This window comes from Nocardia sp. NPDC019219 (assembly GCF_040632645.1).
Taxonomy (GTDB): domain Bacteria; phylum Actinomycetota; class Actinomycetes; order Mycobacteriales; family Mycobacteriaceae; genus Nocardia; species Nocardia sputorum.
Map to the genome: position 1 here is coordinate 73,159 of NZ_JBEYCG010000016.1, position 22,528 is coordinate 95,686.

The following is a 22,528-nucleotide window of genomic DNA, read 5'->3' on the forward strand; positions in this document are numbered from 1 at the left end:
GACGCAACCGTTCGCGGCTCGCCGGGGCGCGACGGTTGCGGTGTGGCCGGCACCAGCCGCGCCCCGAAGGCGACTGCGGCGCGCTCAGGAGGACAAGGCAGACCCCAGGATCATGCTCCCGACGGCGCATTCCTCGAGTTCGTCGAGGCCCGTCGCCGCGGCGAAAGCCTCGGTATCCGGCGCGCCCACCGCGCAGGCGCCCAGCCCCATCGCGGTCGCCGCCAGGTAGATCGTCTGCGTCAGGATGCCGACGTGCTGAAGGACGGCGGCGTAGGCGCCCCGCTCGTAGGTCCACGTCACCCGGCCCGCCCGGGCCGCCATGAGCAGCAGGACCTGGGGCTGGGCGGCTACGGTCGGCCTCGGCTCCAGCAGTCGTGTCACCGCGGGCGAATCCGCTGCGGCGACGGGGCGCAGCGCGTGCTCGAACGAGTCGTAGTGGTACATGCCGCGCGCCAGTCCCGCGACATCGCGCACCACCGGGTAGAGCTCGAGTTCGTACACATCGCCGCCTGAGGGGTACGGGCGCGAGACGGGTTCCTCGCCCTCCGGTGGGGTGCCACGAGTCCGCGCGGTGCGGTAGAGCAATTCGGCCACTTGGGCGAGGGTGATCGGATGCGCGGCGTCGAAGGTCCGGGTCGACACCCGATCCTCCAGAACGGCGGTGAGGGTGGGGTCCTCGGCTCGCCGGGCCGCCAGGTCCGGGACGGGCAGGTCGATCGCGTCCCCGGGGTACTCGGGCTTCCGCGCGGGCGGCTGCGGGAGTCGGCCCTTCGCCCACGCGGTCGGACCGAATCGCGCCACGGAGTCGGCGCGCTCGCCCGGCATGCTGCGGCGGTGGAACCACAGATCGGGCAAACTCCACCCGTGTGTGGCGAATTCGTCGTCCTCGGCATCCGCGTCCGGCACCAGGAATCCGCACCGGTACAGGTCGTCGGCGAACTGTGTTTTGACGGCGATCGGCACGGCGGCATCGGCCGCGCCGAGCCCGTCGAGCAACGCCAGCAGGCGCGGATCGTGGATGCGCAGATCACACCGGGTTCGCGGGTGCTCGAGCACGAAGCCTTCCGAATCGCGATGCAGCACCGCGAATTTCGACAGCGTCGCCGACCAGGGGAGCGGAGTGTCCGGTCGCGGCGCGGGTCGTCCGAACGGGCGGATGGTGTAGAGATCGCGCCCGCCGTCGCGCACGGTGACCGACAGCCAGCCGCCGTCGGTGAGCCTGCCGATCAGTTGGCCGACGTCGTCGCCGCTCGCCGCCGACAGCTCCGGCAACGTCGCGGGTCCTCGGGTCAGTGCTTCGAGCGCGAGGAGCCGACCCGAGCTCAGATCGGTCAGTTTCTCCTCGCACCGCGGACCGATCAGCACCGCACCGGCCGTGGTGGTCAGGCATGTGACGCCGTGCCGCAACGCGAATCTGGTCTGCTGGGGATACGTGGCGGCGGGCAAAGAACGCATACCTCCGCTTGTCGGGGCGAACTGACGGGCGCGCCCGCCTACTTCGCCGCGGCGGCGAAGGCGGGCTCCAGCTTTTCCAGGATGTAGGGCACCGAGAGCGCCGTCGGCGTGTTCACCGCGCTGATCTCCTGGGTGGTGAGGAATACGACCGAGCCCTTCTTGACCGCGGGCAGGTCGGCGTATCCCGGCAATTGCCGGTACCTCTCGTCCAGACCGGGGGCGTAGCCGGCCAGCAACAGATCGGCGGTCAGTTCGTCGACTCGCTCGGGGGACAGCGCGAGCCTGCCCTGATCGGCGGCGGAGTCGGTGAGATTCTTCGGAATGCCGAGCCCGAGTTGGGCGAACACCTTCGACGACCCGTCGTTCGGGTCGGTCAGCACCATGAGCTGCGCCGGACCGGCCAGCCAGGTACTGGCGAACGTCTTGCCCTTCAGTCCGGGGTTCGCCGCGGCGATGGCGGCGATCTTGTCGTCCACCTTCGCGATCGCCTTGTTCGCCTCGTCCGGCTTACGCAGCACCTTGCCGAGCGTGGTGACCTGGTCCTGCCACGGCGCGACCGCCTCTTTGCTCAGCGCGGGCAGCGTCGGGGCGACGCGGGAGAGTTCGTCGTAGGTCTTCTGGTCGGCGATGAACGGGTCGACCAGGATCAGGTCCGGCTCCAGCGTCGCGACCTGTTCGGCGAGGTTTCCGGTGGTGGTGAGCGACTTCGCCGACTCGAGACTCTTGGGTTCCCACGGCGGCGTGCTCTTGGACGCCATCGCGACGTTGTCGAGGTATCCGACGGGGACGACGCCGAGCGCGAGCGTGGCGTCCAGCCATTGGTTGCCCAGGGCGACGATCTTCTCCGGGGTGCCTTCGATGGTCGTCTCGCCGCGGGCGTGGGTGATGGTCACCTTCTCGCCGCCGGATGCCGAGTCGTCCTCCGCGGAGCCACACGCGGTGACGCCGAGAGCGAAGACTCCCGCCAGCACCGCCAGCGCCGCTCGTGACCAACGGCCGCCCGTCCGAACAGACTTCATCTGTCGCACCTTCCTTCCAAGCAAGCTAGCCAAGGCTAACCTATCTCGCTCCGAGGTGGGCGACGGCGGGGACCATCACCTTCGGCCTCGGACTCACGGCGCTGCTCACCGGCATCACCTACGGCATCCAGCCCTACGGTGGGCACGCGACCGGCTGGACCAGCCCGTGGGTGCTGTCCGCGGTACTCGGCGGCATCGTGCTGCTCGTGGCGTTCTGCGTGGTGGAGACCCGGGTGCCCGATCCGATGTTCCACCTGGGGCTGTTCCGCCACCGCGTATTCGGGCTCGGCAACTTCGCGAACCTGATGGTCTCGATCGGCCGCGGCGGCATGCAATTCATGCGTCTACGACGAGGCGGCCGAGCAGGCCGACGCCGATCCGGCGGCGGACCTGAGCGCCGCGGTATCGGCTCGCTGATCGGGACCGCCGCGGCGGTCGGGCGCTCGAGTTGGCCTCGCGCCGCGCGACGGAATACCGTCGATAGAGATGAACGCTGTTCCGGCTCCGGTGGTGCTGTCGGTTGTCGTCTTCGTCGCGCTCATGACCGCAGGGCGCTGGCTGCTCGTCGACGAGACGGCCACCGATCGGCTGATCAACCGTACGTTCAGCTGGAACCTCCTGGGCCTGCTGCTGTACGAGGTGGCCGTCGCAGTGCATCGTCCCGACCTCGGGCCGCGCCTCTACCTCGGCTGTGGTCTCCTGGCACTCGCCAGTTTCTACGGGTTGGCCAGGCTCGTCGACGGTGCCGATGTGGCAACCGTTCACCGGCGGCAGCGGCGATACGATGCGACGGCGGCTGCCGTCGCCGTTTCGCTGATCGTCGTCGCACCGGTCCTGCAGTGGGCCTGGCGGATCGACTACGTCGAAGTCGTCTGGACGTTGTCGGCGCTTCCCGGGGCGTTCTGTGGCTTGCTTTTCGGCCGTGCCTGCGTTCGCGAGTTGCGCGCCAGAGGCGTCGCGGTGCGGGAGAAGCTCACCTTCGCTGTGTTGCTCGCGTTCTCGGTCTACTGGTTGATCTCGATGACGATCATGGTCGGTCGCTCGCTCACCGGTACGCGGCCCAGCGAGCCGGGAAAGGTGTGGGCGGTCGCGGCGGTCCTCACGTTCTCGGCGGTCACCCTGTTGGCGGTGATTCCGCTGGTCGCCGCGCTGATGGCGTGGGCGGGCTTGGATCGGACCGGACGTGCCTGCCGTCGGCTGCGGCCGCTGTGGCGAGACCTCACCGCCGTGGTGCCCGAAGTGGTCCTGGCCGAGGATCACTCCGCGCCCAGGGAAGCCACGTCCCAGCTCTACCGGATGACCGTCGAGATCTGGGACGCGTTGCTGCACTTGAAGCCATATGTGGCCGCCTCGTCCGAGCCCGGCTCGCCCGAGTCGATCGACAACGACGTGCGCCACTATGCGTTTCAGGTCGCGCTGGCCGTGCGAGCCAAGCGCGACGGAAGCACGCCGGCTTCGAACTCCGCCGTCGCGGGTACAGCGCAGGCCGAGGTTCGCGATCGTGCGGCGGAGTTCCGGTTTCTTTTGGAACTGGCCCGGCTATGGCCGGGAGCCGTTGCCGCGGTGGATTACCGGTCGATCGGAGTGCAGACGCCGACGACCGCCGCCGTATCCCAATAGAAGGGACGCACCTCGGCGATGCGCCCGTCGGTGAAGCCGATCGTCTGCAGGATCGCGAAGGTGAGTTCCCGGCCGGTCGCGCGGGCGCGGGCGTGCACCTCGGTGTGCACCACGGCGGTCTCCCCGGTCGCGAGGAAGCGTTGCTCGAGCAGGTCGAATTGCGCCCAGGTGTCGCGCATGGCGCGGAAGAACCGCTCCATGCCGTCGTGGCCGCGCCAGGTTCCGCCGTACGGCAGGTTCTCGGCCTGGTGGAGCACCACTGTGGTGTGGAAGAACGGAGCCAGCAGCTCGAACGACGCGCTGCCCGGTCCGCCGGCCGCCAGGTATTCGGCCTCTGCCGCGTACATTCCGGTCAGGATGGTCATCGAGTCGGTCGTGGTCGATGTCATGCGGCCAGTCTGTCCGCTCGGCAGGGGCGTGACCGGCGGTAATCGGACGTTGCGGTGCAGGGTTGTTCCCGCGCACCGGCTCCATGCGCGGGAACAACGGCGACTCACCGCGCGGCGACGGGCTCCTGCCGGGTTTCATGGCGCAGCCCGATGGACATGATGTCGGACGGTTCGTCGAGTTCGATGCGGTGCCAGCGGTTGCGGGGGACGACGAAAGCGGTGCCCGCGGTGAGGCGCACCATCGATTCGTCGTCGCCGGGCCGCTCGGGTCGCAGGTAGAGGCGCAGCGCGCCGGTCAAGCAGCACACCGCCTCATCGCCGCTCGGGTGGACTTCCCAATGATCGGCATGCACGTCGGCGTCGGATTCGACATGGAACGTCGCGAGTTGCCAGTCGCCGTCGCCGCTGCTCATCCGCCGTTCACCGGCCGCTACGCGGCCGTCGTGGCAGAAACGGATGGCGCGGCCGAACAAGTCGATCGGGGCCTGGTTCATGATGGGTTCCTCTCGTTGCGATGGGTGAAACTTTCGGGTTGATCGAGTGCGGCTCGGTGGCGATCCGACCCGTTCCGGCTCGCAGGCGGTATTTCGCTCTTCATGGGCGCGCTGCGGACATTTCGGCTTCCGGCCGCATCAGGTCTGCTCCGGCCGTGGGACTCACACGGCTCGTCCTCGGCAGCACAGTCGCGGCAACGACGCTCGCCACGGCGAAAAGTCCCGCTGCACAGCACAACGCGAGCGCGTAACCGCTGTTCAGCGCCGCGGGCGCGGTGCTGTCGCCGGTGCGCGCCGCCGCGACCGTGGCGAGCACGGCTACCCCGACACACCCGCCGAGCTGCCGCGCGCTGTTGAAGACGCCGGAAGCCATTCCCGCTTCCTGCGGCACGACGCCCATGGTCGCCGCGGCGGCCACCGGAGCCAGGCACAGCCCGAGACCGAAGCCGCCGAGCAGCGAAGGGCCGAGGACATCGGCGACGAAGCTGCCGTCGACGCTGATGAAGGCGAACCAGCCGATCCCGGCCGTGGTCAGCGCCCCGCCGAGAACGAGCGCCGCTTTCGGGGAGCGGCGCCCGCCCACGCGGGTGGCCACCACAGTGCCGACGATGACGCTGAGGGAGAAGGGCACGAAAGCCGCACCCGTCGCGCCCGCGCTCATGGCGAGCACCTGCTGCTGGTACAGCGACAGGAAATAGAATGCGCTGAATTGCCCGGCGGCGGCGAAGAATACGAAGAGATTCGCGCCCGCCACCCAGCGGTTGCCGAACAGCCCGAGCCGAACCAAAGGCGTCGATGTCCGTGCCTCCACCGCGAGAAAGGCCGCGAGCAGCACCACCCCGGACGCGAGGGTCACGGCCGTGGCGGCGGAGAGCCAGCCGTAGTGTTCGGTCCGCACCACGCCCACGACCAGCAAACCGATTCCGCCGGTGGCGAGGACGGCGCCCGGCACATCGATCCGCGCTCGGCCGCTCACTCGATCGGCCGCCACACCGGCCACCGCCGCGACCGCCGCGATCACCACGATCGGAACGTTGATCAGCATCACCCAGCGCCAGTTGGCGTACTCGGTCAGCGATCCGCCCACCAGCACGCCGATCGCGCCGCCCGCCGCGTTCACCGCGCTCCATACGCCGAGCGCTCGCACCCGGACGGGACCTTCCGGAAACGTCGTGGTCAATGTGGCCAGCGCGGCGGGAGCCACGGCCGCCGCGGCCAGACCCTGGACTGCCCGCGCGGCGACGAGGTGCCAGGGCTCCTGCGCGAACCCGCCCGCCAGGGAGGCGATGCCGAACACGACAAGCCCGGTGGTGAACAACCTGCGCCGCCCGAACAGGTCGCACGCCTTTCCGCCCAACAGCAGGAACCCGCCGAAGGTCAGCGCGTAGACGTGCACCACCCACGCCAGATCGACCGGAGCGAAGCCCAGATCCGCGCGGATGGCAGGCAGCGCGACATTCACCACCGCCAGGTCCAGCGCGACCATGAACTGCGCGACGGCCACCGCCGTCAGGGCGAAGGCCGGCCGCCCAGGAGAGTTTTTATACATGTATAGAAAATAGCCGCGCGAGCCGCCCCGTGTCCACCTCCGATTCGGCGGATGAGGGAAGATGGACCCATGCCGAGTTCGTCGCAACCACAGCGCACCGGTCGCCCCGCGCGTATCTCCCGCACGGAGATCCTCGCGGCGGCCAACTCGGTGATCGAGGCCGAGGGCGTGGCGAAACTGACCATGCGCCGCCTCGCCACCGAACTCGGCTGCACGCCGATGGCGCTCTACCACCACGTCCGGGACAAGGAAGACCTACTGCGGCTACTGCTCAACGAGTACGCCGACCAGGTGGTCTGGCCGGACCTGCCGGAGGAACCCCGCGACCGCGTGCGCGTCGCGGCGCGCGCCATGCGCGACGCTCTCGCCGCGCGGCCGTGGATCGTGGACATCCTCGCCGCGGACGATCTTCTGGGCGTCTCGGCGCTGTGGGTCAGCGAATCCATCGTCGACGGATTCGTCGCGGGCGGGCTGCCGCTGGACCGCGCCGCCCAGGCGTACCGCGTCATCTGGCACTACACGGCGGGCGACCTCATCGTGCGCGCCCGATCCGCCCGCCGGGCCGCGGAGGACCGTCCCACCTTCCGCGCACAGGTTTTCGCCGACCTCGACACCGAGACCTACCCTCGCCTCGCCGCCCTCGGCTCCGACTACCTCTCCCTCGCCGCCCGCGACACCTACGACCTCGGCCTCGCCGCGCTCATCGACGGCCTGCTCCGGTCCGCATAGCGATCGAGCCCGCCGCGAAGGACGGGCTCGAATGCGCGGTCGGAACGCTCAGAAGGTCACTCGCTGATCCGGCGGCAGGTACAACTTGTCGCCTTCCTTCACATCGAACGTCTTGTAGAACTCATCGAGATTGCGCACGACCTGATTGCAGCGGAATTCGTTGGGAGAGTGCGTGTCGATGCTGAGGTAGCGGACGGTGAGCTCCTTCGTCTGCTTCTCGCGCCAGCTGCGGGCCCAGGAAAGGAACATGGTGCGATAGTCGGGATCGTCGATGCCACGGCGCTTTTCGGCGATGCGGAAGGCGGCCAGCGTGATCTGCAGGCCGCGCAGATCGGCGAGGTTCTCGCCCACGGTCAGTTCGCCGTTGACATGCTGGTTCGGCTCGAGCCCCTCCGGGACGAGCGCGTTGTACTGGTCCACCAGTTGTTTGGCTTTGGCGTCGAACGCGGCGCGGTCCTCGGGCGTCCACCAGTCGCGACGGTTGCCGTCGCCGTCGTACTTGGAGCCCTGGTCGTCGAAGCCGTGGCCGATCTCGTGCCCGATGGTGGACCCGACCGCGCCGTAGTTGACGGCGGGCAGGGCGTCCTTGTCGAAGAACGGCGGCTGGAGGTAGGCGGCGGGGAAGACGATCTGATTGGAAGTCGACGAGTAGTAGGCATTCACCGTTTGCGGCGACATGCCCCACTCGGACTTGTCGACCGGGGTGCCCAGACGCGCGAACGCCCGCTTGACCTCGAACTCGTTGATGGCCAGTAGCGACTCGATCAACTTGCCCTTGGTGATCTTCAGCGTCGAATAGTCGATCCACTTGTCCGGGTAGCCGATCTTGGGATCGATCTTGTCCAGTTTCGCCAGCGACGCCGCCCTGGTCGCGGGCGACATCCAGGTCGAATTGGTGAAGTTCTCCCGATACGCCGCGATGACGTCGGCGAGCATTTCCTTGGCCCGCTCCTTGGCCTCGGGCGGAAAGTGCTTGGCCACATACAGTTTCCCGAGCTGCTCGCCGAGCTTTTCGTCGACGATGCCCACGCCGTACTTCCACCGTTCGGGGCGCTGGTCCTGTCCGTTGAGAATCCGGCCCTTGAAATCGAAATTCGCGTCGTTGACAGCCTTGGGCAGATACGGCGCGAACTCCCGCAGCACCGACAGCTTCAGGTAGTCCCGCCACGTGGCGATGTCCACCTCGGTCCACAGCTGACCCGCCGCCGTGATGAAGGACGGCTGACTCACCACCATCGTCGCGAACAACTCGCGCGGGCGGTCGGTGTTCCCCGCCAGCCACGGATCCCAGTCGAAGCCCGGGGCGAGCGCGGTCAAATCGGCCCAGCTGTAGAGGTTGTACGTCGCGTCGGTGTCGCGGTTGCGCACGTTGTCCCAATGGGCGGGCGCGATGCGCTTCTCCAGGTCGAACACCCGCTGGGCCAGCCCGGCCGGGTCGGCGAACCCCGCCCCCGCGGCGATCCGCTCCAGGAAGGTGCGGTACTGCGAGAGCACTTCGCCGTACTCCGGCTTCCGGTAGTACTGCTCGCCCAGGCCGAGCCCGGACTGTCCGACCGAAGGGATGTAGGCGTTGGAATTCTTCCGGTCGACGCCGATGCCGAGCCCGATCAACCCGCCGATCGGCAGCTCGGCCATCACCTTGGCCAGGTCCGCCTTGGTGGCGGCGCCGTCGATCTTGGCGAACAGCGGCGCCAGCGGCGTCATGCCGAGCCGTTCGATCTCGTCCCAGTCCACCCTGGCGTCGTAGAGATCCCTGATCTGCTGCTCTTCCGAGCCGGGCTTCGGGTCCCGGATGCCGTCGATGATCTCCCGCAGCTGCTGCTCGGTGCGATCGCCCGCCTCACTCCCCGAGCCGTAGCTGACCTTGTCCGGCGGCAGCTGGTACTCGCGCAGCCACTTCCCGTTGACGTGCCGGTACAGATCGTCCTGCGGCCGGACCGTCTCGTCGGCTCCGCTGAGATCGACGCCGGTGAGCGTCCTGCTCGCGGGTTCGGTGTCGTCCGAGCACGCGACCAGGGCAGCGGCGGCGGGAACGGCCCCGAGGGCGATCAGGAAGGCACGACGATCCAGCTTCGCTGGCCGACCGGTAGATGTCACGAGAATCCTCTCCCCGACGCGGCGGTGCCGCTGGTGTACGAAGGCAGCCTTGCAGGACACGAGGCTACCGGCGCGGCGCCGGACCGGCCGGGATTGGGGAAACGGGCACCGCCGTGTGGCCCCGATTTGGGAACGACCTGCGGATTCCCCTACACTAGACCGGTTGCCTGCGGGAGCTGTGCCCGCAATCCGGCAGTGAACCCCCAGTGGTTGGTTCCGCGTTTCTTGCTCGAACCGAGAAAACCGCTGGCAGGCGCGCGTCCGGAGGGCAACCGACCATGCCCGTCGGGTCGGCAATCCGGCGTGCACATACGTCCAGGTCAAGGAGGACGCTGAAGTGATTCAGCAGGAGTCGCGACTGCGCGTCGCCGACAACACGGGTGCGAAGGAGATCCTCTGCATCCGCGTTCTCGGTGGTTCGTCGCGTCGCTATGCCGGTATCGGCGACATCATCGTCGCTACCGTGAAGGACGCCATCCCCGGCGGCAACGTGAAGCGGGGTGACGTCGTCAAGGCCGTCGTCGTGCGCACCACCAAGGAGCGCCGCCGTCCGGACGGTTCCTACATCCGTTTCGACGAGAACGCGGCCGTGCTCATCAAGGCGGACAACGACCCGCGCGGCACCCGCATCTTCGGCCCGGTCGGCCGCGAGCTGCGCGACAAGAAGTTCATGAAGATCGTCTCGCTGGCCCCGGAGGTGCTCTGACATGAAGGTGCACAAGGGTGACACCGTGCTCGTCATCTCGGGCAAGGACAAGGGCGCCAAGGGCAAGGTCATCCAGGCCTACCCGAAGGAGAACCGGGTTCTCGTCGAGGGCGTGAACCGGATCAAGAAGCACGTCGCGAACTCCGCCAACCAGCGCGGCGCCTCCTCGGGCGGCATCGTGACCCAGGAAGCCCCCATCCACGTCTCGAACGTGATGGTCGTCGACTCCGACGGCAAGCCGGCCCGCGTCGGCTACCGGACCGACGAGGAGAGCGGCAAGCGGGTCCGGATCTCCCGTAAGAACGGGAAGGACATCTGACATGACCACGACGGAAAAAGTGCAGCCCCGGCTGAAGCAGCGCTACCGCGAAGAGATCAAGGACGCGCTGAACAAGGAATTCGGCTACGCCAACGTGATGCAGATCCCGGGCGTGGTGAAGGTCGTCGTCAACATGGGTGTCGGCGACGCCGCACGCGACGCGAAGCTGATCAACGGCGCCGTCGAGGACCTGGCCCTGATCACCGGACAGAAGCCGCAGATCCGCAAGGCGACCAAGTCCATCGCGCAGTTCAAGCTGCGTGAGGGCATGCCGATCGGCGCCAAGGTCACCCTGCGCGGCGACCGGATGTGGGAGTTCCTCGACCGCCTGGTCTCCATCGCGCTGCCGCGTATCCGCGACTTCCGCGGCCTGTCGCCGAAGCAGTTCGACGGCAACGGCAACTACACGTTCGGCCTGAGCGAGCAGTCGATGTTCCACGAGATCGACGTCGACAAGATCGACCGCCCGCGTGGTATGGACATCACCGTGGTGACCACCGCGACCAACAACGAAGAAGGCCGTGCCCTGCTCAAGCACCTCGGCTTCCCGTTCAAGGAGAACTGAGCACATGGCTAAGAAAGCACTGGTCAACAAGGCCAACGCCAAGCCGAAGTTCGCTGTCCGCGCCTACACCCGCTGCCAGCGCTGCGGCCGCCCGCACGCGGTCTACCGCAAGTTCGGCCTCTGCCGCGTGTGCCTGCGCGAAATGGCGCACCGGGGCGAGCTGCCCGGCGTGCACAAGAGCTCCTGGTGAGCTCGCGCTCCTCGTGAGCGCGCTTGAATAGCAAGACGCCGAGGGCACGGACTCATTAGAGTCCGTGCCCTCGCCTTTCATGGAGGCGCTTACACCGCGGCAACACTGATCGGACGCGGTTTCCCGCCGCTGACGCCGCCGTGGAGTGTTCGACCGAAGGTGGAATCCTGCGCCGGCTCGGCCGCCGCGACCGTGCCTTCGAATCGCCCGAAACGATCATCGCCATGCAACGGCGTCTTGCCAGTCCTTCGTTCCTCTGACTGTCGAGGATCTGATGTGTGGCCGACCTCGGCTGTGATTTGTCCGGGATATCCAGTTCGATGACACGTTTTGTGTCGATAGCGCTTAACGTCGCGGGGGCACAACAGTTGGTTCGGAAGGTGGCGGCGAGCGTGACAGGTACCGAGGCGAAGCTCGAGGAACTGGTCAAGATCCTGACGATTGCTGCGGAACCGGCAGGTGAGGCCGGTGTCGCCAAGCGGGAGAAGAAGGGCGTTCCGAGCGTTCGCCAGCGTGTGAACATGCTGCTCGACCCCGGGACGTTCATCGAGACCGGTGCGTTGGCTCGTCAGCCCGACCGACCGGATGCTCTCTACGGTGACGGGCTGGTCACCGGTCGCGGCCTGATCGGGGGCCGTCCGGTGGTGGTGATCGCCCACGATCAGACCGTGTACGGCGGGTCGGTCGGTATCACGTCCGCCCGAAAGTTCATGCGGGCGCTGCAACTCGCGTTCGACAACGCATGCCCGGTGGTGACGATCAATGATTCCGGCGGTGCGCGTATCCAGGACGCGGTGGGTTCGATCGCTTCGTTCGGTGATATTTCGCGGGTGTTGGAGAAACTGTCCGGGTATGTGCCGCAGGTGTCGATCATTCTCGGCAAGTGCGCGGCGGGTTCGGTGTACGGGCCGATCAACACCGACGTGCTCATCGGCACCAAGGATTCCTACATGTTCGTCACCGGGCCGGAGGTGATCAAAGCCGTCAACGGTGAGGACATCACCGCCGAGGAGCTCGGGGGCGCCGAGGTCCAGGCCAAACGCGGCACCCTGCATCACGTGGCCGACACCGAGCAGGAAGCCTACGAGTGGGCGCGCAACTACCTGAGCTACATGCCGACGAGCTGTCTCGAGCAGCCGCCGATCGTGAACCCCGGCCTGGAGCCGGAGATCACTGCTACCGACCGGGAGCTCGACACGATCATCCCGGATTCCGATCGCGCCGGTTACGACATGCACGAGATCCTGCTGCGGATCTTCGACGACGGTGAATTCCACGAGATCCGCGCCGCGTTCGCCCCGAATCTGATCACCGGGTTCGCCAGGGTCGACGGCTATCCGGTCGGTGTGATCGCCAACCAGCCGCTGGTGCTGGGCGGTTCCATCGACGCCGCCTGCTCGGACAAGTCGACCTACTTCATCCGGCTCTGCGACGCGTTCAATATCCCGCTGGTGTTCGTCGCGGACACCCCGGGCGTGCTGCCGGGCCTCGAGCAGGAAGCCAACGGTGTGATCATCCGCGGCGGGCGGGTACCGCGCGCGATCATCGAGGCGACGGTCCCGATCATCAACCTGGTCGTGCGCAAGTCTTACGGTGGCGCCTACGGCATGATGGCGGCCCGACAGGTGGGCGCCGATATCAGTTTCGCCTGGCCGACGGCCCGGATCGCGGTGATCGGCGCCGAGAGCGCGGTCGACCTCATCGGCAAGCGGCAATTGGCGGCGGTGCCCGAGGAGCATCGGGCAGCGGCGCGCGAGTTCATGATCAACCAGTACAACGAGACGATCGCCACCCCGTGGATCGCCGCCGAACGCGGCTACATCGACGCGGTCATCGAACCGTCGCGGACCCGTCTGGAGATCCGGAACGCGCTACGCCTGTTGCGGGACAAGCCGCCGGTCAAGCCGGAGTTCAACCCGCGCAAGCATCCGGTGTACCCGATGTGATCTCCCGTTGACTCCGCAGCTGGGCGTATGGCACGCCGAGGCTGTCACACCGACAGGTTGCCGGAAGAGGCATCTGGCGACCTCCTCGACCGATGTCAGCCCTGAGGTCACCGGTAATCGCGGACGCGTCGGAGTCCGCGCGGCTGTGTGACCACCGAGCGTGCGCCAAGTAGCGAACCATGGACGACCAGAAGCAAGGCGCTGCGGCGGATCGTGTCCGCCGCAGCGCTTTTCGCGTTTCAGCTCAGCAGATCAATCGCTGATTGTCAGGGCAGCACCTGCGGAATGACATCCGGCGCGACCGTACCCACGACCGCGCCGACCACGGCACCCAGGATGGCGGTGGTCACCACGCCGACCGCGGCGCACAGCGCGTAACCGACCACGAAGATCGCCAGGGTCGGAATGCAGGTGATAAGGGCGGCGACCGCACCGACACCCGCGCCCGCGGCCGCACCGTTCATGACCGGATCCGGGTACTGCGCGCCCGGATTGGTCGCGATGTCCTTCAGTTCCGCGCCCGTCGCCGCTGAGACCTCAGGTGTCGTCACCGACAGCGTGCGGCCGTCTTCGGACACCTTGGCATCCAGGGCGATGGTGGTACCGGACGGCGTGGCCAGCGTGCGCGGAAGCTCGGTGACCGCCGCGCCGGCCTTGTCCACGACCTTGATCGAGGCATCGCCGAGCTGGAACGTGCCCGCGTCCAGCGTGGCGGACACGCTGCGCAGGTCCGGCGCGACCGTGGTGTGGTAGCCGATGTCCGCGGACGTGCCCGACGTCGAAATCGCCTGCGCCAGCTGCGCCTGCTGCTCGGCGTAGTTGGTGGCCGATGCGGCTCCGGCACCGGCGAACGTAGTCGCCACGGCCAGCGGCAGCGCACCGATGAGCGCCTTCCGACCGACCCGAATTGCAGCGCGATAGACCATTGAATTCATTCTCCTCCCCGACCCCCGACACCCCCACGTGGACGAATCGAACGTCGTTTCGTGTGATGTGAACGCACTATTGGTAGCGACTGCACGACCGTCAAGGCAAACCTTGTGAGATTGTCCACAATGTGGAACCGATTGAGCAACATGGTAATTGATCCGAAATGAGGTCTCGGCAAACTGAAAGCGATGCTGTCGCCGACCCAGCCGTCGACTCGGGCGACTGCCAGGTGGAAGCTCTCGTTTCGCCCCCGTCGAGACGCACTGCTCCCCGGCCCACATGTTGATATCGTTCAGTGCGTCCTCGGTCTACCTGTGCGTCTCGGCGTCGCGCAGCAATTCGATACTCCAGCCGGACCGCGTGATCAGTCGAGTCGGCGGCGCCAGGTCGACCAAAAGCAGCCGGTGCCAGAGGCCGTGAGCGGGCTGCTACCAAGAACATGTGCCGAATCCTGCTGCGAATAGCTGCGATCAGATCGGCCGTTGTGGTGCTGGTGTGTTGCGAAGAGGACCGACATTGACCTTCGGCCCCTATCGACTGCCGCCGCAAACTACCAGCAGTAGCGGTACGGCCCGCTGTTGTGGCACTCCTCCTGGTAGTCCCACTGGTCGGGGACATCGGAGTTGGGGATCGACGCGCCCGCAGCACCGCCGACCGCCATGCCGCCCAACACACCGACGATCAGGCTCACCGGCAGGCTGATCGGAAGCAGCAGTCCACCCGCGGCGATGCCGATGACGAGGCCGACAATGGTGCCGCCGACGCCGCCGATCAGACCGCCCATCGCGATGCCCGCCTCGATGCTGCGCTGCCGTGGCGAGGTCTTGCGCCAATAGCCGACCTCCTGGGCGGAGACATCGGCGACCAGCGTGGTGCCGTTGACATCCACACGCGGCTCCAACGTGATCACGTGCTGTCGAGCGTGAGCGCGCGCGGAACGCTCGCGATGGAGCTGCCGTCGGCGGCGACGATGTCGATCGTGTCTTCGGTGACGCGGAAGATCCCCTCTTCGTGTTGGCGGATGCAACATCCGATCAGTGACGGCCGCAGCGCGACTCGGGTACATTCGTTTGAATCATTCGCTGGTAGAGGGGGCAGAGGCGTGGCGGGGGAACAGCCATCACTGTCGATCGATACCGCTGAGGTCAAGGCATTGGGGCGCTTGGCGTTCGATGTCGCCACTCAATGCCGGGACGGGTACTCGGCGCTGGAGACCGATGTCCGGGACATGCTGGGAAGCTGGACCGGTAGTAACGCCGGCGCTTTCGCGACCGGGTGGGAAGAGTTCCATCAGGGTGCGGTGCGGGTGTGGGATGCGTTGTTCGAGTTGGCGGAGAAGCTGGGGATCACCGCGGACACCGTGCGCGGCGCCGATCAATCATTCGCGGCGGGCGTCAGCTCGCTCGATCTGCCCTGAGGGGGACCGTATGTCCGATGAACAGGCGTTTTCGGTCGATCTCGACAAGCTCGAAAACTTGGCCGCCCGAATTCGAGGCTTCGCGGGATTGCTTTCCGATCAGCTTGCGGCGATCGACCAGAAGGTCAAGGAGGTCGATGCCGCGTCGGCCGGTGCGGCAATGGTGGCCTACCGTGAGGCGCACGGCGAATGGCTCAGGGGCGCTACAGATATCCGAGAAGGGCTCACTGCTTTGGAAGAGGCCGTGAAGCTCGCCCACGATGGCTATACCGGCGCTGTTGCCGAGGGCTTGAGGATCCTCGGGGTATGACGGCTCTGGCTGTCGATCCGAAGGCTTACTACCAAGCGGCCACCAACTGCTTCGACGCCGCATCCGCGTTACGGGACAGCTTTCTGTATATCTTCGCGGAGCTGTCCGAATGTGGATCGATGGCGGGCGTGGACGAGAACGGCCAGGAATGGGCGCGCTCGTATAACACCTCCGCATACGAGGCGGTGGGATTCTTTCAGGACGTCCACTCCACGCTGTACGCGTACGGCAGCGCCCTCAACGACATCGGCTTCACGCACGCGCAAGCAAACGCCACCATGAAGGGCGCACCGCAGCCGGACCGGCCCACGGACCCGGGAATGCCTGTGTTCGGCCCGTTCTCGGTCCCGGCTTCGGCTGGTGGCCCTGGTCAAGGGATCATCGACAAGGGCATCAATATCATCAGCCACATCGGCATACCGGTTCCCGACGGCGACACCGGAAAACTCGCGAAGGCTGCCGATGCCTGGGACCGCCTCGGCACGATCTACCAGAACACGAACGCCCGAGACAAGATCACGATCGCGGCGAGCCTGTTCGACAGCGTCACCGCCGACGACGCGGGCCACATCCGAGACGACCTCAAATCTCTTGCGAACTCGATCGATCAACTGCTGACCGCCTGCACGCAGATCAGCCAGTCCTGCCTCGCATACAAGGACGCGCTGACGGAACTGCGCAACGAGATCAAGGGCTTCTTGGATTCTCTCGTCCAAGAACTCGCCATCGACGCCGCGATCACCGTGGGCCTGTCGCTGATCAGCTTCGGAGCGGGAGCGGTCACCGCAGGAAAGGCGCTGCTCACGGTACAGAAGTGGGCCGGAAAGATCAAAGACGGCATCGTCGCCTGGCGAGCCCGAAAGGCGCTCGAGATCGCGGGAGTCAGGCAGGAGGCCAAGGACGCCGCTGTCAAGGCCAGAAAAGTCGTTACCGATCTACGTGCTCGACTGCGCGGGAAGCACGCTGGTGACGTAGCAAGCGGCCCACGACCACCGTCGAAGGCGATTGTAGACGAGAAGAAGTACGAGTATCTCTTTGGTAGGGCGGCAGAAGATGCGCACAACTCGCCTAGATCGATGCAGAATCTCTCGCAACTGAACCGTGTCGGCGTTTTCGACAACCAGGTTGGGAGAGATTTGCTCAACAGTCATTTCGACGAGGTGGTCCGTACTGACAGTAATATCGCCCGAACCTTTTCGAATGACTATGGGGACTTTCAAGTGCGAGAGTCGCTGTTCGTCGGTCCGAACGGTATTCTGAAGTTTGAAACAACGTGGCAGGTGACGCCGGAAGGTCTACGCTTGACCACTGTGATTCCGAAGGGTGGAGGAGCGTAGATGGCCGACTATGAGTTCATAGAGCCGGAAGAGTCGGAGTTCTTGGAGGCGTTCGGGGCCGAACGTGTGGCCATCCCCGGGGCTACTGCTTCCTTTGTGGTGAGTATCGATTCCGACGACCGGAACAAACTGGAACTATCGTACGATGTAATAGCGCGATCCGCGCGGGTGCGGTGGTACCAGGACTCGACTGTGCTGGTGGATATTTTTCGGGAACAGGTGAACCGCATTGCGGTCGGAGGTGGCGGCACAATAAAGATATCGACCAGTGGAGTAGATTTGTCGGGTGAATTAACCGTAGAGGTGTACCCTGTCCGGATCAAAGATGTGTCGTTGGCCCGATGATTCTGTCGGTCGTTCGAAAGTTGAATGGGATACGCTCGGTGTATCGCACCCCAGAATTCTCGGGAAGCCGTGATGCGCAGTCACGTGGGTTGCCCGCGAGTGGCACACCAGCGGAGAGGTCTACTCGCGCTTTGCCGCAGCCGTGTGCCACTCGCGGGCGTCGGCCGGGGGAGTTGGCTAGGCGGGGAAGTGTCGAGCCCGGCGGGGCGCGGGTGGGCTCGGAGGGGTCAGCTGTTGGGGAAATGGCCGCTTTTGGTTGCGGACAGGAAGGTGTCCCAGGCGGTGGGGGTGAAGGTCAGGGTGGGGCCGGTCGGATTTTTGGAGTCGCGCATTCCGACTGTGCCGTTGGTCAGGTGGGCGATCTCTACGCATTGGCCGTTGGAGGCGCTGTAGCTGCTCTTGAACCAGCGGGCTCCAGATAGGTCAGCGGTCACCGTCAAAACTCCTTGCTACCCGGCGGAGCAGGTCTCGCGAGGTCTTCTCGTCCAACGCCGTCTGGCGGATGGCTTCGGCCATCTCAGTGTAACGCCGCACTATTTCGGGCCTTTCGAGATAGAGATCGCTGCTCATCCCGCCGTCGAGGTAGACGACTGGCGGTTCGATGGGCAATCCCTTGCTGTTGGTGCCGAAGTCCAAGAGAACGAACGAACCGTGCAAGATGCCACCCGTGTATCCGGCCGAGTACGGGTGGATGCGCAGTGTGACGTTCGGCCGAGTGCTGACATCAGCGAGGTAGCGATGTTGAGCGGCCATCACTTTCGGCCCGCCGACCATCCGGTACAGCGCTGCTTCATCCAGCAGCACGTGAAGGTCCACGGGGCAGGTCTTCCGGGTCACAGCCACCTGCCTGTTGAGGCGAACCCGCACGCGTTGTTCGATTTCCTCGGCCGATCCATCGTGCAGAAACGCGCCGATCAAGGCACGGGCGTAGTCAGCGGTTTGCAGCAGTCCAGGTACCTGAACTTCGTAGGACGTAAGCCGCTGGGCCGACCGCTCCATCCCGACGTACATGTTGAAAGCATCCGAGAACAGTCCGCCGAGCGGCGTGATGCCGTCCTCGTCTCGCGCCGTCGCCGCGCGCGACGCCAGTCCCACCGCCTGTTCGGTCTGCTCGGCGGTCACCTCGTAGAGCATGCACAGTTCGCGCACGTCCTGGCGGCGTGGTTTGACCGCTCGTCCGGTTTCCAGGCGTTGTAATCCGTTGAAGCTGAGTTGAACTTCCTTCGCGGCGATGGCGATCGTCAGGCCGCAGCCTTCACGCGCCTCGCGCAGGAATCTGCCGAGCTGGCGGCGCAGCAGCGTCGGCGACTCGACTTCGGTCATCGGCTTTCCCCAGGTGAATGAATCCAGCACACGGTCTGAACTGCATCCATTGATACACCGAAGTTCGATGCCGTCCAGGGCTTTCGGCGAAGTTGTCGGGAATACGCGAATCAGGTCGAAGTGGGCCGTGCCCGGCTGGTGTGCTGTGCCTGCGCCGGGCCGCTGAACAGGGCTTTGTCGGTTCGGAAGCGGCGAGCGATCCGCGATAGGCGCACTTCGGACTCATTCGACGGCAGGGGAACACCATGCAGGAAGGCTCCTTTCGAGACACTCCAACCACCAGGTGCGCGTTCTATCGCCGTATCGGCGGACTCGCCGCAGGCGTGGACCCGCACACCGGACGCATCACGGTCCCGGCTGGCAGCGTATGGGGATTGGGGATTGCGGCGTATCTCGGCCACGAGGTCCGCGAGGAACTGCGGCGGCGGGGAAGCGCTACCGGACCGATCGTGTCGTACCCGAGGTCGGGCTGCTGGGTCTTTCTCGTGCGTCCCGATCTTCCGGACTCGACCGCCGCGTTCGCCCAGTTGTATCGGGCTGGTGTCACGGTTTACGCCCACGGGCGGGTAATCGCGTTGCCGTCGCCAACTGACCGGCCTCCTGCGGTGCGGCATTGGGTCGAGCCGCCTCGGGACGGTTTCCGGCCCTCGGGGATGGTGGTGGTCGCGGCGATCAGCCGATGCCTTCCGCCGCGAGCGATCAACCTGTCCGCGCTCGGCATCTCCGGAGTTTCCACCCGGGCCAGGGAAGTTCGGTGACAACAGATTCCCGAAGTCCGCTGAGCGGCAACCAGGTTCGCGCGCCGCGCCTGCCGGGCACCCGCGCCTTCTTCGACATCTTCAACGCCCGCGTCGAGCCGGCGGACGCGCTGATGGTGTCGGCCGTGGGGCTGCTCGGCGTGTGGGTCCGGCATTACGAGACCCGCAAGCCCGGCCATCCGATGAGCCAGCGTTTGGCCTATTTGATGGATCTGCATATCTGGGCCATCGACCGATATGTGGAAGACATACTCGAATCGGCGCGCCGAGAGGGCTACCGGCCTACCGCGGACGCCCAGGAGATGCATTACTCCTACGGCGAGTTGGTCAGCCTGCTCACCGCCGATTTCGTGCGCTGCCGCCGAGAGGAGCGCCAACCCGGCGGAATAACCGAGGACCAGGTGCTCCACCATGTGCGGCACTGGGAGGGGTTCAACGCCATGGTCGAAGCCGTGGCCGCCGGGCAGGTGCGATTGCGGATTCCGCGCACCCAGCAGCCTGGGGCTGCGGCCGCCGAACCGTATGACCCGGCAACGTGACCACTCCGCGTCCAGAGGAGCCCGATGTCCACCTGCGCGTCCTGCTCTGCGGTCTGAGTCTGGACTTCGCCGCTTGCCACACCGCAGCCATGCGATTCATCCGAGAGTGGTGCGCCGTACGCGCCGCTGCCGACCTCGTCGTTGTTCCCGGCGATGCCGCCGGGCTGCCGCGTTTGCCGTGCGAGCGCCTCTACTTACCACCGTGAAGACGCGCGCATCCCAAGCTGCGGACCAATCCTCGACTCGGGCACAACCACCCTCGTGCGAGGGGGACCCCGAGTGGCACCATCGAGAGGCTTACTCGGCCGATGGCGCAGTGGTGTGCCACTCGCGGGCGAGCGAAGCCGCAGCGAGCGCTACGCCGCGCTGGTGTGCGGTGTGAAGCTGACGCGTGCGTCGTCGGCATCGATGGCGATGTTCAGGGATGCGTCCAGGGCTCGTGCCAGCTTTGTCAGTAGCGGAAGGGTGGGGACGGCGTCGGATCCCTCGATCCGGGAGATCTTCGCCTGCGTCAGTCCCGCCCGGTCGGCGAGTTCGGCTTGGGTGAGGCCGAGCTCCGTGCGACGGTTGTACACGGCGGCGGCGAGCTCCATGGCCAGTCGGATTTCATGACGCACTTCGCTGACGGCCTCGGGCTCGGTCAGTCCCTGGTCTCTACCCGTCTTCCATCGACTATGGGGCATCACAGCTCTCCTTTCTCGATAGTGCGGAGGAACTCCTCGTGAGCGGGGCCGTGTTCGTCCTCGCATATTCTTCGCATCTCGATAGCGCGTTTGACCTCGGCGTCCTCGCGGTCCTTGGTTTTACGGAATGTTGTCAGCAAGACGATCGTGCGGTCGGATCGGAACCAATAGGTGATCCGCGTGGCGGCTCCATCCAGCGTCGGGCGAAGTTCACGCACCCCCTCGCCCAGATAGCGGGAGAAGGGTTCACCGAGTGTGGTCGCGCGTTCGGCGAGTAGGGCCACATACGCTTCGACTTTGAGGAAATGCTTAGCCGGAAGCGACTCCAGCCAAGCCCGTACTTCGGGCTCGATCTCAATCGAGTAGAGCGACTCCACGTCATCAGTCTATATGTCGTTGACGACATGTCTGCGGTGCGTGCTGGGCCGGGAGTGCCCATTCGACCAGTGTGAGAGACCGACCGACCTGCGCGTCAGAGTTTCAACTCGGACCAGGGGATGTGGATGGGGAACGGGAAGTCGATGGTGATGGCGTCGGAATCGTTCGGTGACCATTTGCCGATCAGGAGATAGTTCGTCGGATAGAGCGGGCGTACGCCGGGTGGGAGTTCGCCGGGGACGGTTTCCAGGGCGTACGCGCGGACCGTCGCGATGGCACTCTTCTTGCGCGCGAGCGTCACCTGCCAATACCAGGGGATGCCCCCATCGGCGTAGCGTCGCTGCTCCTCGTGCGGATCGATTTCGATGTTCGCCGGAGAACTGATGTGGCCGACAAGCAGCACGTCATCGGCGCGGATGTCCTGGTAGGGGGTATCGAGGCGGCGGTAGACGAGCACGTCGGGGGTGGCGAAGTCCGACTTGCCGGTTTTGCCGAAGAAGACGTTGGTTTCGAAGTCGACGCGCCACCAGCTTTGCGGCTGCTCGGCCATGCCATCGCGTGCGCAGCGCTTGAGTGCGCTGGTCAGAGCGAATGTGAACGCTTGATGTTCGGCAGGTCCCCGCTGTCGCCAGACGACGCGCCCGTTGCGCAGTTCGATCTGTCCGGCGATCTCCTCGGGTAGCTGCTCTAGCTCCTCCCAGGTCATGGACTCCGGAAGGTCGGGTCGTTCGACGCCTGGGCTCGACATAGGCCCATGTTAGCCCGGCTAAGGGCTGTTTTCGCTGGTCATGGGTCCAGTGGAGCGGGCTCCGGACAGACCCCGATTTTGCCCCGGTGAACCCCTTGCCTACACTAGGGCGGTTGCCTGGGCACCTCCATGCCCGCATGCGTGCGCCCGGGTGATCGAACCTCCTCCGGTCGGCAAGTGTCGGCCGGACCATCCGAATTGTCGTAGGCCCACCGCTGGGCATGCCGATGTGCATGTCAGCGCTGTATGGGAACCGCGGCGAGAAAGGTGTCTAGGTCGAACCATGACCATGACTGATCCGATCGCAGACTTCCTGACACGTCTGCGCAACGCCAACTCGGCGTACCACGATCAGGTGAAGGCTCCGCACTCGAAGCTCAAGGCGAACATCGCCGAGATCCTCAAGCGCGAGGGCTACATCGCCGACTACCGGACCGAGGACGCACAGGTGGGCAAGACGCTCATCGTCGACCTCAAGTACGGCCCGAGCCGTGAGCGCAGCCTCGCCGGCGTGCGCCGTGTCTCCAAGCCCGGTCTGCGCGTGTACGCGAAATCCACCAACCTGCCCAAGGTGCTCGGCGGCCTCGGCGTGGCGATCATCTCCACGTCCTCCGGTCTGCTCACCGACAAGCAGGCGGCCAAGCAGGGCGTGGGCGGCGAAGTCCTCGCTTACGTCTGGTAA

At 65.9% G+C, this 22,528-nt stretch carries 26 protein-coding genes and 1 pseudogene; 14 read left to right on the plus strand and 13 right to left on the minus strand.

Annotated elements, in window-relative coordinates; genetic code table 11:
- Positions 1-84: 84 nt before the first annotated feature.
- Positions 85-1,455, minus strand: a complete 1,371-nt coding sequence (locus tag ABZ552_RS26080) for a SagB family peptide dehydrogenase (RefSeq protein ID WP_357440362.1) — start codon at positions 1,453-1,455, stop codon at positions 85-87.
- A 38-nt stretch (positions 1,456-1,493) separates the two neighbouring features.
- The gene (locus tag ABZ552_RS26085) at positions 1,494-2,474 is read right to left on the minus strand and encodes an ABC transporter substrate-binding protein (protein ID WP_281875590.1); all 981 of its coding nucleotides are present in this window, start codon (positions 2,472-2,474) and stop codon (positions 1,494-1,496) included.
- 65 nt (positions 2,475-2,539) lie between these two features.
- Between ABZ552_RS26085 and ABZ552_RS26090 the strand changes: the two are divergent.
- Together ABZ552_RS26090 and ABZ552_RS26095 are read left to right on the plus strand one after the other, a co-directional pair.
- Positions 2,540-2,821, plus strand: a pseudogene (locus ABZ552_RS26090) (MFS transporter); the annotation flags it as partial.
- A gap of 139 nt (positions 2,822-2,960) precedes the next feature.
- Complete coding sequence (locus tag ABZ552_RS26095) at positions 2,961-4,094, plus strand: DUF6545 domain-containing protein (RefSeq protein ID WP_281875589.1); 1,134 nt, start codon at positions 2,961-2,963, stop codon at positions 4,092-4,094.
- Here ABZ552_RS26095 and ABZ552_RS26100 read toward each other — a convergent pair.
- The 3 genes from ABZ552_RS26100 to ABZ552_RS26110 all read right to left on the minus strand — a co-directional run bounded on the left by ABZ552_RS26100 (position 4,043) and on the right by ABZ552_RS26110 (position 6,526).
- On the minus strand, positions 4,043-4,483 hold the full coding sequence (locus tag ABZ552_RS26100) for a nuclear transport factor 2 family protein (protein ID WP_281875588.1): 441 nt from the start codon (positions 4,481-4,483) through the stop codon (positions 4,043-4,045). The genes ABZ552_RS26095 and ABZ552_RS26100 overlap by 52 nt on opposite strands.
- Before the next feature lie 104 nt (positions 4,484-4,587).
- Entirely contained in the window at positions 4,588-4,977 is a 390-nt protein-coding gene (locus tag ABZ552_RS26105; RefSeq protein WP_281875586.1) for a cupin domain-containing protein, read from the minus strand.
- A gap of 100 nt (positions 4,978-5,077) precedes the next feature.
- On the minus strand, positions 5,078-6,526 hold the full coding sequence (locus ABZ552_RS26110) for an MFS transporter (protein WP_281875585.1): 1,449 nt from the start codon (positions 6,524-6,526) through the stop codon (positions 5,078-5,080).
- 69 nt (positions 6,527-6,595) lie between these two features.
- Between ABZ552_RS26110 and ABZ552_RS26115 the strand changes: the two genes are divergently transcribed.
- Positions 6,596-7,255, plus strand: a complete 660-nt coding sequence (locus ABZ552_RS26115) for a TetR/AcrR family transcriptional regulator (protein WP_281875583.1) — start codon at positions 6,596-6,598, stop codon at positions 7,253-7,255.
- Between the two features lie 48 nt (positions 7,256-7,303).
- Here ABZ552_RS26115 and ABZ552_RS26120 read toward each other — a convergent pair whose 3' ends face one another.
- Positions 7,304-9,352 (minus strand): M13 family metallopeptidase, encoded by a 2,049-nt coding sequence (locus ABZ552_RS26120; RefSeq protein ID WP_281875582.1) that lies wholly within the window; start codon positions 9,350-9,352, stop codon positions 7,304-7,306.
- 337 nt (positions 9,353-9,689) lie between these two features.
- Here ABZ552_RS26120 and rplN point away from each other — a divergent pair, with 337 nt between their 5' ends.
- From rplN to ABZ552_RS26145, 5 genes are all read left to right on the plus strand, one after another.
- On the plus strand, positions 9,690-10,058 hold the full coding sequence (gene rplN / locus ABZ552_RS26125; RefSeq protein ID WP_067807954.1) for a 50S ribosomal protein L14: 369 nt from the start codon (positions 9,690-9,692) through the stop codon (positions 10,056-10,058).
- A 1-nt stretch (position 10,059) separates the two neighbouring features.
- Positions 10,060-10,377: a 50S ribosomal protein L24 gene (gene rplX / locus ABZ552_RS26130; RefSeq protein ID WP_039795507.1), complete on the plus strand. Its 318-nt coding sequence runs from the start codon at positions 10,060-10,062 to the stop codon at positions 10,375-10,377.
- A gap of 1 nt (position 10,378) precedes the next feature.
- Positions 10,379-10,942 carry a 50S ribosomal protein L5 gene (gene rplE / locus ABZ552_RS26135; protein ID WP_067807951.1) on the plus strand — a complete coding sequence of 188 codons (564 nt, stop codon included), beginning with the start codon at positions 10,379-10,381 and terminating at the stop codon, positions 10,940-10,942.
- A gap of 4 nt (positions 10,943-10,946) precedes the next feature.
- Positions 10,947-11,132 carry a type Z 30S ribosomal protein S14 gene (locus tag ABZ552_RS26140; protein WP_014981705.1) on the plus strand — a complete coding sequence of 62 codons (186 nt, stop codon included), beginning with the start codon at positions 10,947-10,949 and terminating at the stop codon, positions 11,130-11,132.
- A gap of 392 nt (positions 11,133-11,524) precedes the next feature.
- Entirely contained in the window at positions 11,525-13,078 is a 1,554-nt protein-coding gene (locus ABZ552_RS26145; protein ID WP_195080372.1) for an acyl-CoA carboxylase subunit beta, read from the plus strand.
- Positions 13,079-13,344: 266 nt separating this feature from the next.
- On the opposite strand, the gene ABZ552_RS26150 is transcribed toward ABZ552_RS26145, so the two are convergent.
- Positions 13,345-14,004 carry a hypothetical protein gene (locus tag ABZ552_RS26150; protein ID WP_357440368.1) on the minus strand — a complete coding sequence of 220 codons (660 nt, stop codon included), beginning with the start codon at positions 14,002-14,004 and terminating at the stop codon, positions 13,345-13,347.
- 554 nt (positions 14,005-14,558) lie between these two features.
- Positions 14,559-14,897 carry a hypothetical protein gene (locus ABZ552_RS26155; RefSeq protein WP_357440371.1) on the minus strand — a complete coding sequence of 113 codons (339 nt, stop codon included), beginning with the start codon at positions 14,895-14,897 and terminating at the stop codon, positions 14,559-14,561.
- A 21-nt stretch (positions 14,898-14,918) separates the two neighbouring features.
- On the opposite strand from ABZ552_RS26155, the gene ABZ552_RS26160 reads away from it, so the two are divergent.
- The 4 genes from ABZ552_RS26160 to ABZ552_RS26175 are packed head-to-tail and all read left to right on the plus strand — an operon-like array spanning position 14,919 to position 17,417.
- On the plus strand, positions 14,919-15,425 hold the full coding sequence (locus tag ABZ552_RS26160; protein ID WP_357440374.1) for a WXG100 family type VII secretion target: 507 nt from the start codon (positions 14,919-14,921) through the stop codon (positions 15,423-15,425).
- Between the two features lie 10 nt (positions 15,426-15,435).
- On the plus strand, positions 15,436-15,735 hold the full coding sequence (locus tag ABZ552_RS26165; protein ID WP_281875574.1) for a WXG100 family type VII secretion target: 300 nt from the start codon (positions 15,436-15,438) through the stop codon (positions 15,733-15,735).
- Entirely contained in the window at positions 15,732-17,072 is a 1,341-nt protein-coding gene (locus ABZ552_RS26170; protein WP_357440377.1) for a hypothetical protein, read from the plus strand. The genes ABZ552_RS26165 and ABZ552_RS26170 overlap by 4 nt, the downstream gene beginning before the upstream one ends.
- Positions 17,073-17,417, plus strand: coding sequence for a hypothetical protein (locus ABZ552_RS26175; protein WP_281875572.1), 345 nt, complete (start codon positions 17,073-17,075; stop codon positions 17,415-17,417).
- 227 nt (positions 17,418-17,644) lie between these two features.
- Here the strand turns inward: ABZ552_RS26175 and ABZ552_RS26180 are convergent, their stop codons facing one another.
- Entirely contained in the window at positions 17,645-17,851 is a 207-nt protein-coding gene (locus tag ABZ552_RS26180; protein WP_281875571.1) for a DUF397 domain-containing protein, read from the minus strand.
- The gene (locus tag ABZ552_RS26185; RefSeq protein ID WP_281875570.1) at positions 17,841-18,740 is read right to left on the minus strand and encodes a helix-turn-helix transcriptional regulator; all 900 of its coding nucleotides are present in this window, start codon (positions 18,738-18,740) and stop codon (positions 17,841-17,843) included. Before ABZ552_RS26185 ends, ABZ552_RS26180 begins: the two co-directional genes overlap by 11 nt.
- Positions 18,741-19,494: 754 nt before the next feature.
- Between ABZ552_RS26185 and ABZ552_RS26190 the strand changes: the two genes are divergently transcribed.
- Entirely contained in the window at positions 19,495-20,037 is a 543-nt protein-coding gene (locus ABZ552_RS26190; protein ID WP_357440381.1) for a hypothetical protein, read from the plus strand.
- A 356-nt stretch (positions 20,038-20,393) separates the two neighbouring features.
- Here the strand turns inward: ABZ552_RS26190 and ABZ552_RS26195 are convergent, their stop codons facing one another.
- The 3 genes from ABZ552_RS26195 to ABZ552_RS26205 form a co-directional block, all read right to left on the minus strand.
- Complete coding sequence (locus ABZ552_RS26195) at positions 20,394-20,720, minus strand: helix-turn-helix domain-containing protein (RefSeq protein WP_067807919.1); 327 nt, start codon at positions 20,718-20,720, stop codon at positions 20,394-20,396.
- A complete protein-coding gene (locus ABZ552_RS26200) occupies positions 20,720-21,097 on the minus strand; it encodes a type II toxin-antitoxin system RelE/ParE family toxin (protein ID WP_281875567.1) in 378 nt (125 codons plus the stop codon). Before ABZ552_RS26200 ends, ABZ552_RS26195 begins: the two co-directional genes overlap by 1 nt.
- A 95-nt stretch (positions 21,098-21,192) precedes the next feature.
- Positions 21,193-21,804 (minus strand): Uma2 family endonuclease, encoded by a 612-nt coding sequence (locus ABZ552_RS26205; RefSeq protein WP_357440385.1) that lies wholly within the window; start codon positions 21,802-21,804, stop codon positions 21,193-21,195.
- Between the two features lie 325 nt (positions 21,805-22,129).
- On the opposite strand from ABZ552_RS26205, the gene rpsH reads away from it, so the two are divergent.
- On the plus strand, positions 22,130-22,528 hold the full coding sequence (rpsH, locus tag ABZ552_RS26210; RefSeq protein ID WP_039795549.1) for a 30S ribosomal protein S8: 399 nt from the start codon (positions 22,130-22,132) through the stop codon (positions 22,526-22,528).

Excerpts from the sequence above, each read along its gene's own strand:
- ABZ552_RS26080 (WP_357440362.1), bottom strand. The coding sequence starts at position 1,455 with ATGCGTTCTTTGCCCGCCGCCACGTATCCCCAGCAGACCAGATTCGCG.
- ABZ552_RS26085 (WP_281875590.1), bottom strand. The coding sequence starts at position 2,474 with ATGAAGTCTGTTCGGACGGGCGGCCGTTGGTCACGAGCGGCGCTGGCG.
- ABZ552_RS26095 (WP_281875589.1), top strand. The coding sequence starts at position 2,961 with ATGAACGCTGTTCCGGCTCCGGTGGTGCTGTCGGTTGTCGTCTTCGTC.
- ABZ552_RS26100 (WP_281875588.1), bottom strand. The coding sequence starts at position 4,483 with ATGACATCGACCACGACCGACTCGATGACCATCCTGACCGGAATGTAC.
- ABZ552_RS26105 (WP_281875586.1), bottom strand. The coding sequence starts at position 4,977 with ATGAACCAGGCCCCGATCGACTTGTTCGGCCGCGCCATCCGTTTCTGC.
- ABZ552_RS26110 (WP_281875585.1), bottom strand. The coding sequence starts at position 6,526 with ATGTATAAAAACTCTCCTGGGCGGCCGGCCTTCGCCCTGACGGCGGTG.
- ABZ552_RS26115 (WP_281875583.1), top strand. The coding sequence starts at position 6,596 with ATGCCGAGTTCGTCGCAACCACAGCGCACCGGTCGCCCCGCGCGTATC.
- rplX (WP_039795507.1), top strand. The coding sequence starts at position 10,060 with ATGAAGGTGCACAAGGGTGACACCGTGCTCGTCATCTCGGGCAAGGAC.
- rplE (WP_067807951.1), top strand. The coding sequence starts at position 10,379 with ATGACCACGACGGAAAAAGTGCAGCCCCGGCTGAAGCAGCGCTACCGC.
- ABZ552_RS26140 (WP_014981705.1), top strand. The coding sequence starts at position 10,947 with ATGGCTAAGAAAGCACTGGTCAACAAGGCCAACGCCAAGCCGAAGTTC.
- ABZ552_RS26150 (WP_357440368.1), bottom strand. The coding sequence starts at position 14,004 with ATGGTCTATCGCGCTGCAATTCGGGTCGGTCGGAAGGCGCTCATCGGT.
- ABZ552_RS26165 (WP_281875574.1), top strand. The coding sequence starts at position 15,436 with ATGTCCGATGAACAGGCGTTTTCGGTCGATCTCGACAAGCTCGAAAAC.
- ABZ552_RS26170 (WP_357440377.1), top strand. The coding sequence starts at position 15,732 with ATGACGGCTCTGGCTGTCGATCCGAAGGCTTACTACCAAGCGGCCACC.
- ABZ552_RS26175 (WP_281875572.1), top strand. The coding sequence starts at position 17,073 with ATGGCCGACTATGAGTTCATAGAGCCGGAAGAGTCGGAGTTCTTGGAG.
- ABZ552_RS26185 (WP_281875570.1), bottom strand. The coding sequence starts at position 18,740 with ATGACCGAAGTCGAGTCGCCGACGCTGCTGCGCCGCCAGCTCGGCAGA.
- ABZ552_RS26195 (WP_067807919.1), bottom strand. The coding sequence starts at position 20,720 with ATGCCCCATAGTCGATGGAAGACGGGTAGAGACCAGGGACTGACCGAG.
- ABZ552_RS26205 (WP_357440385.1), bottom strand. The coding sequence starts at position 21,804 with ATGACCTGGGAGGAGCTAGAGCAGCTACCCGAGGAGATCGCCGGACAG.
- rpsH (WP_039795549.1), top strand. The coding sequence starts at position 22,130 with ATGACCATGACTGATCCGATCGCAGACTTCCTGACACGTCTGCGCAAC.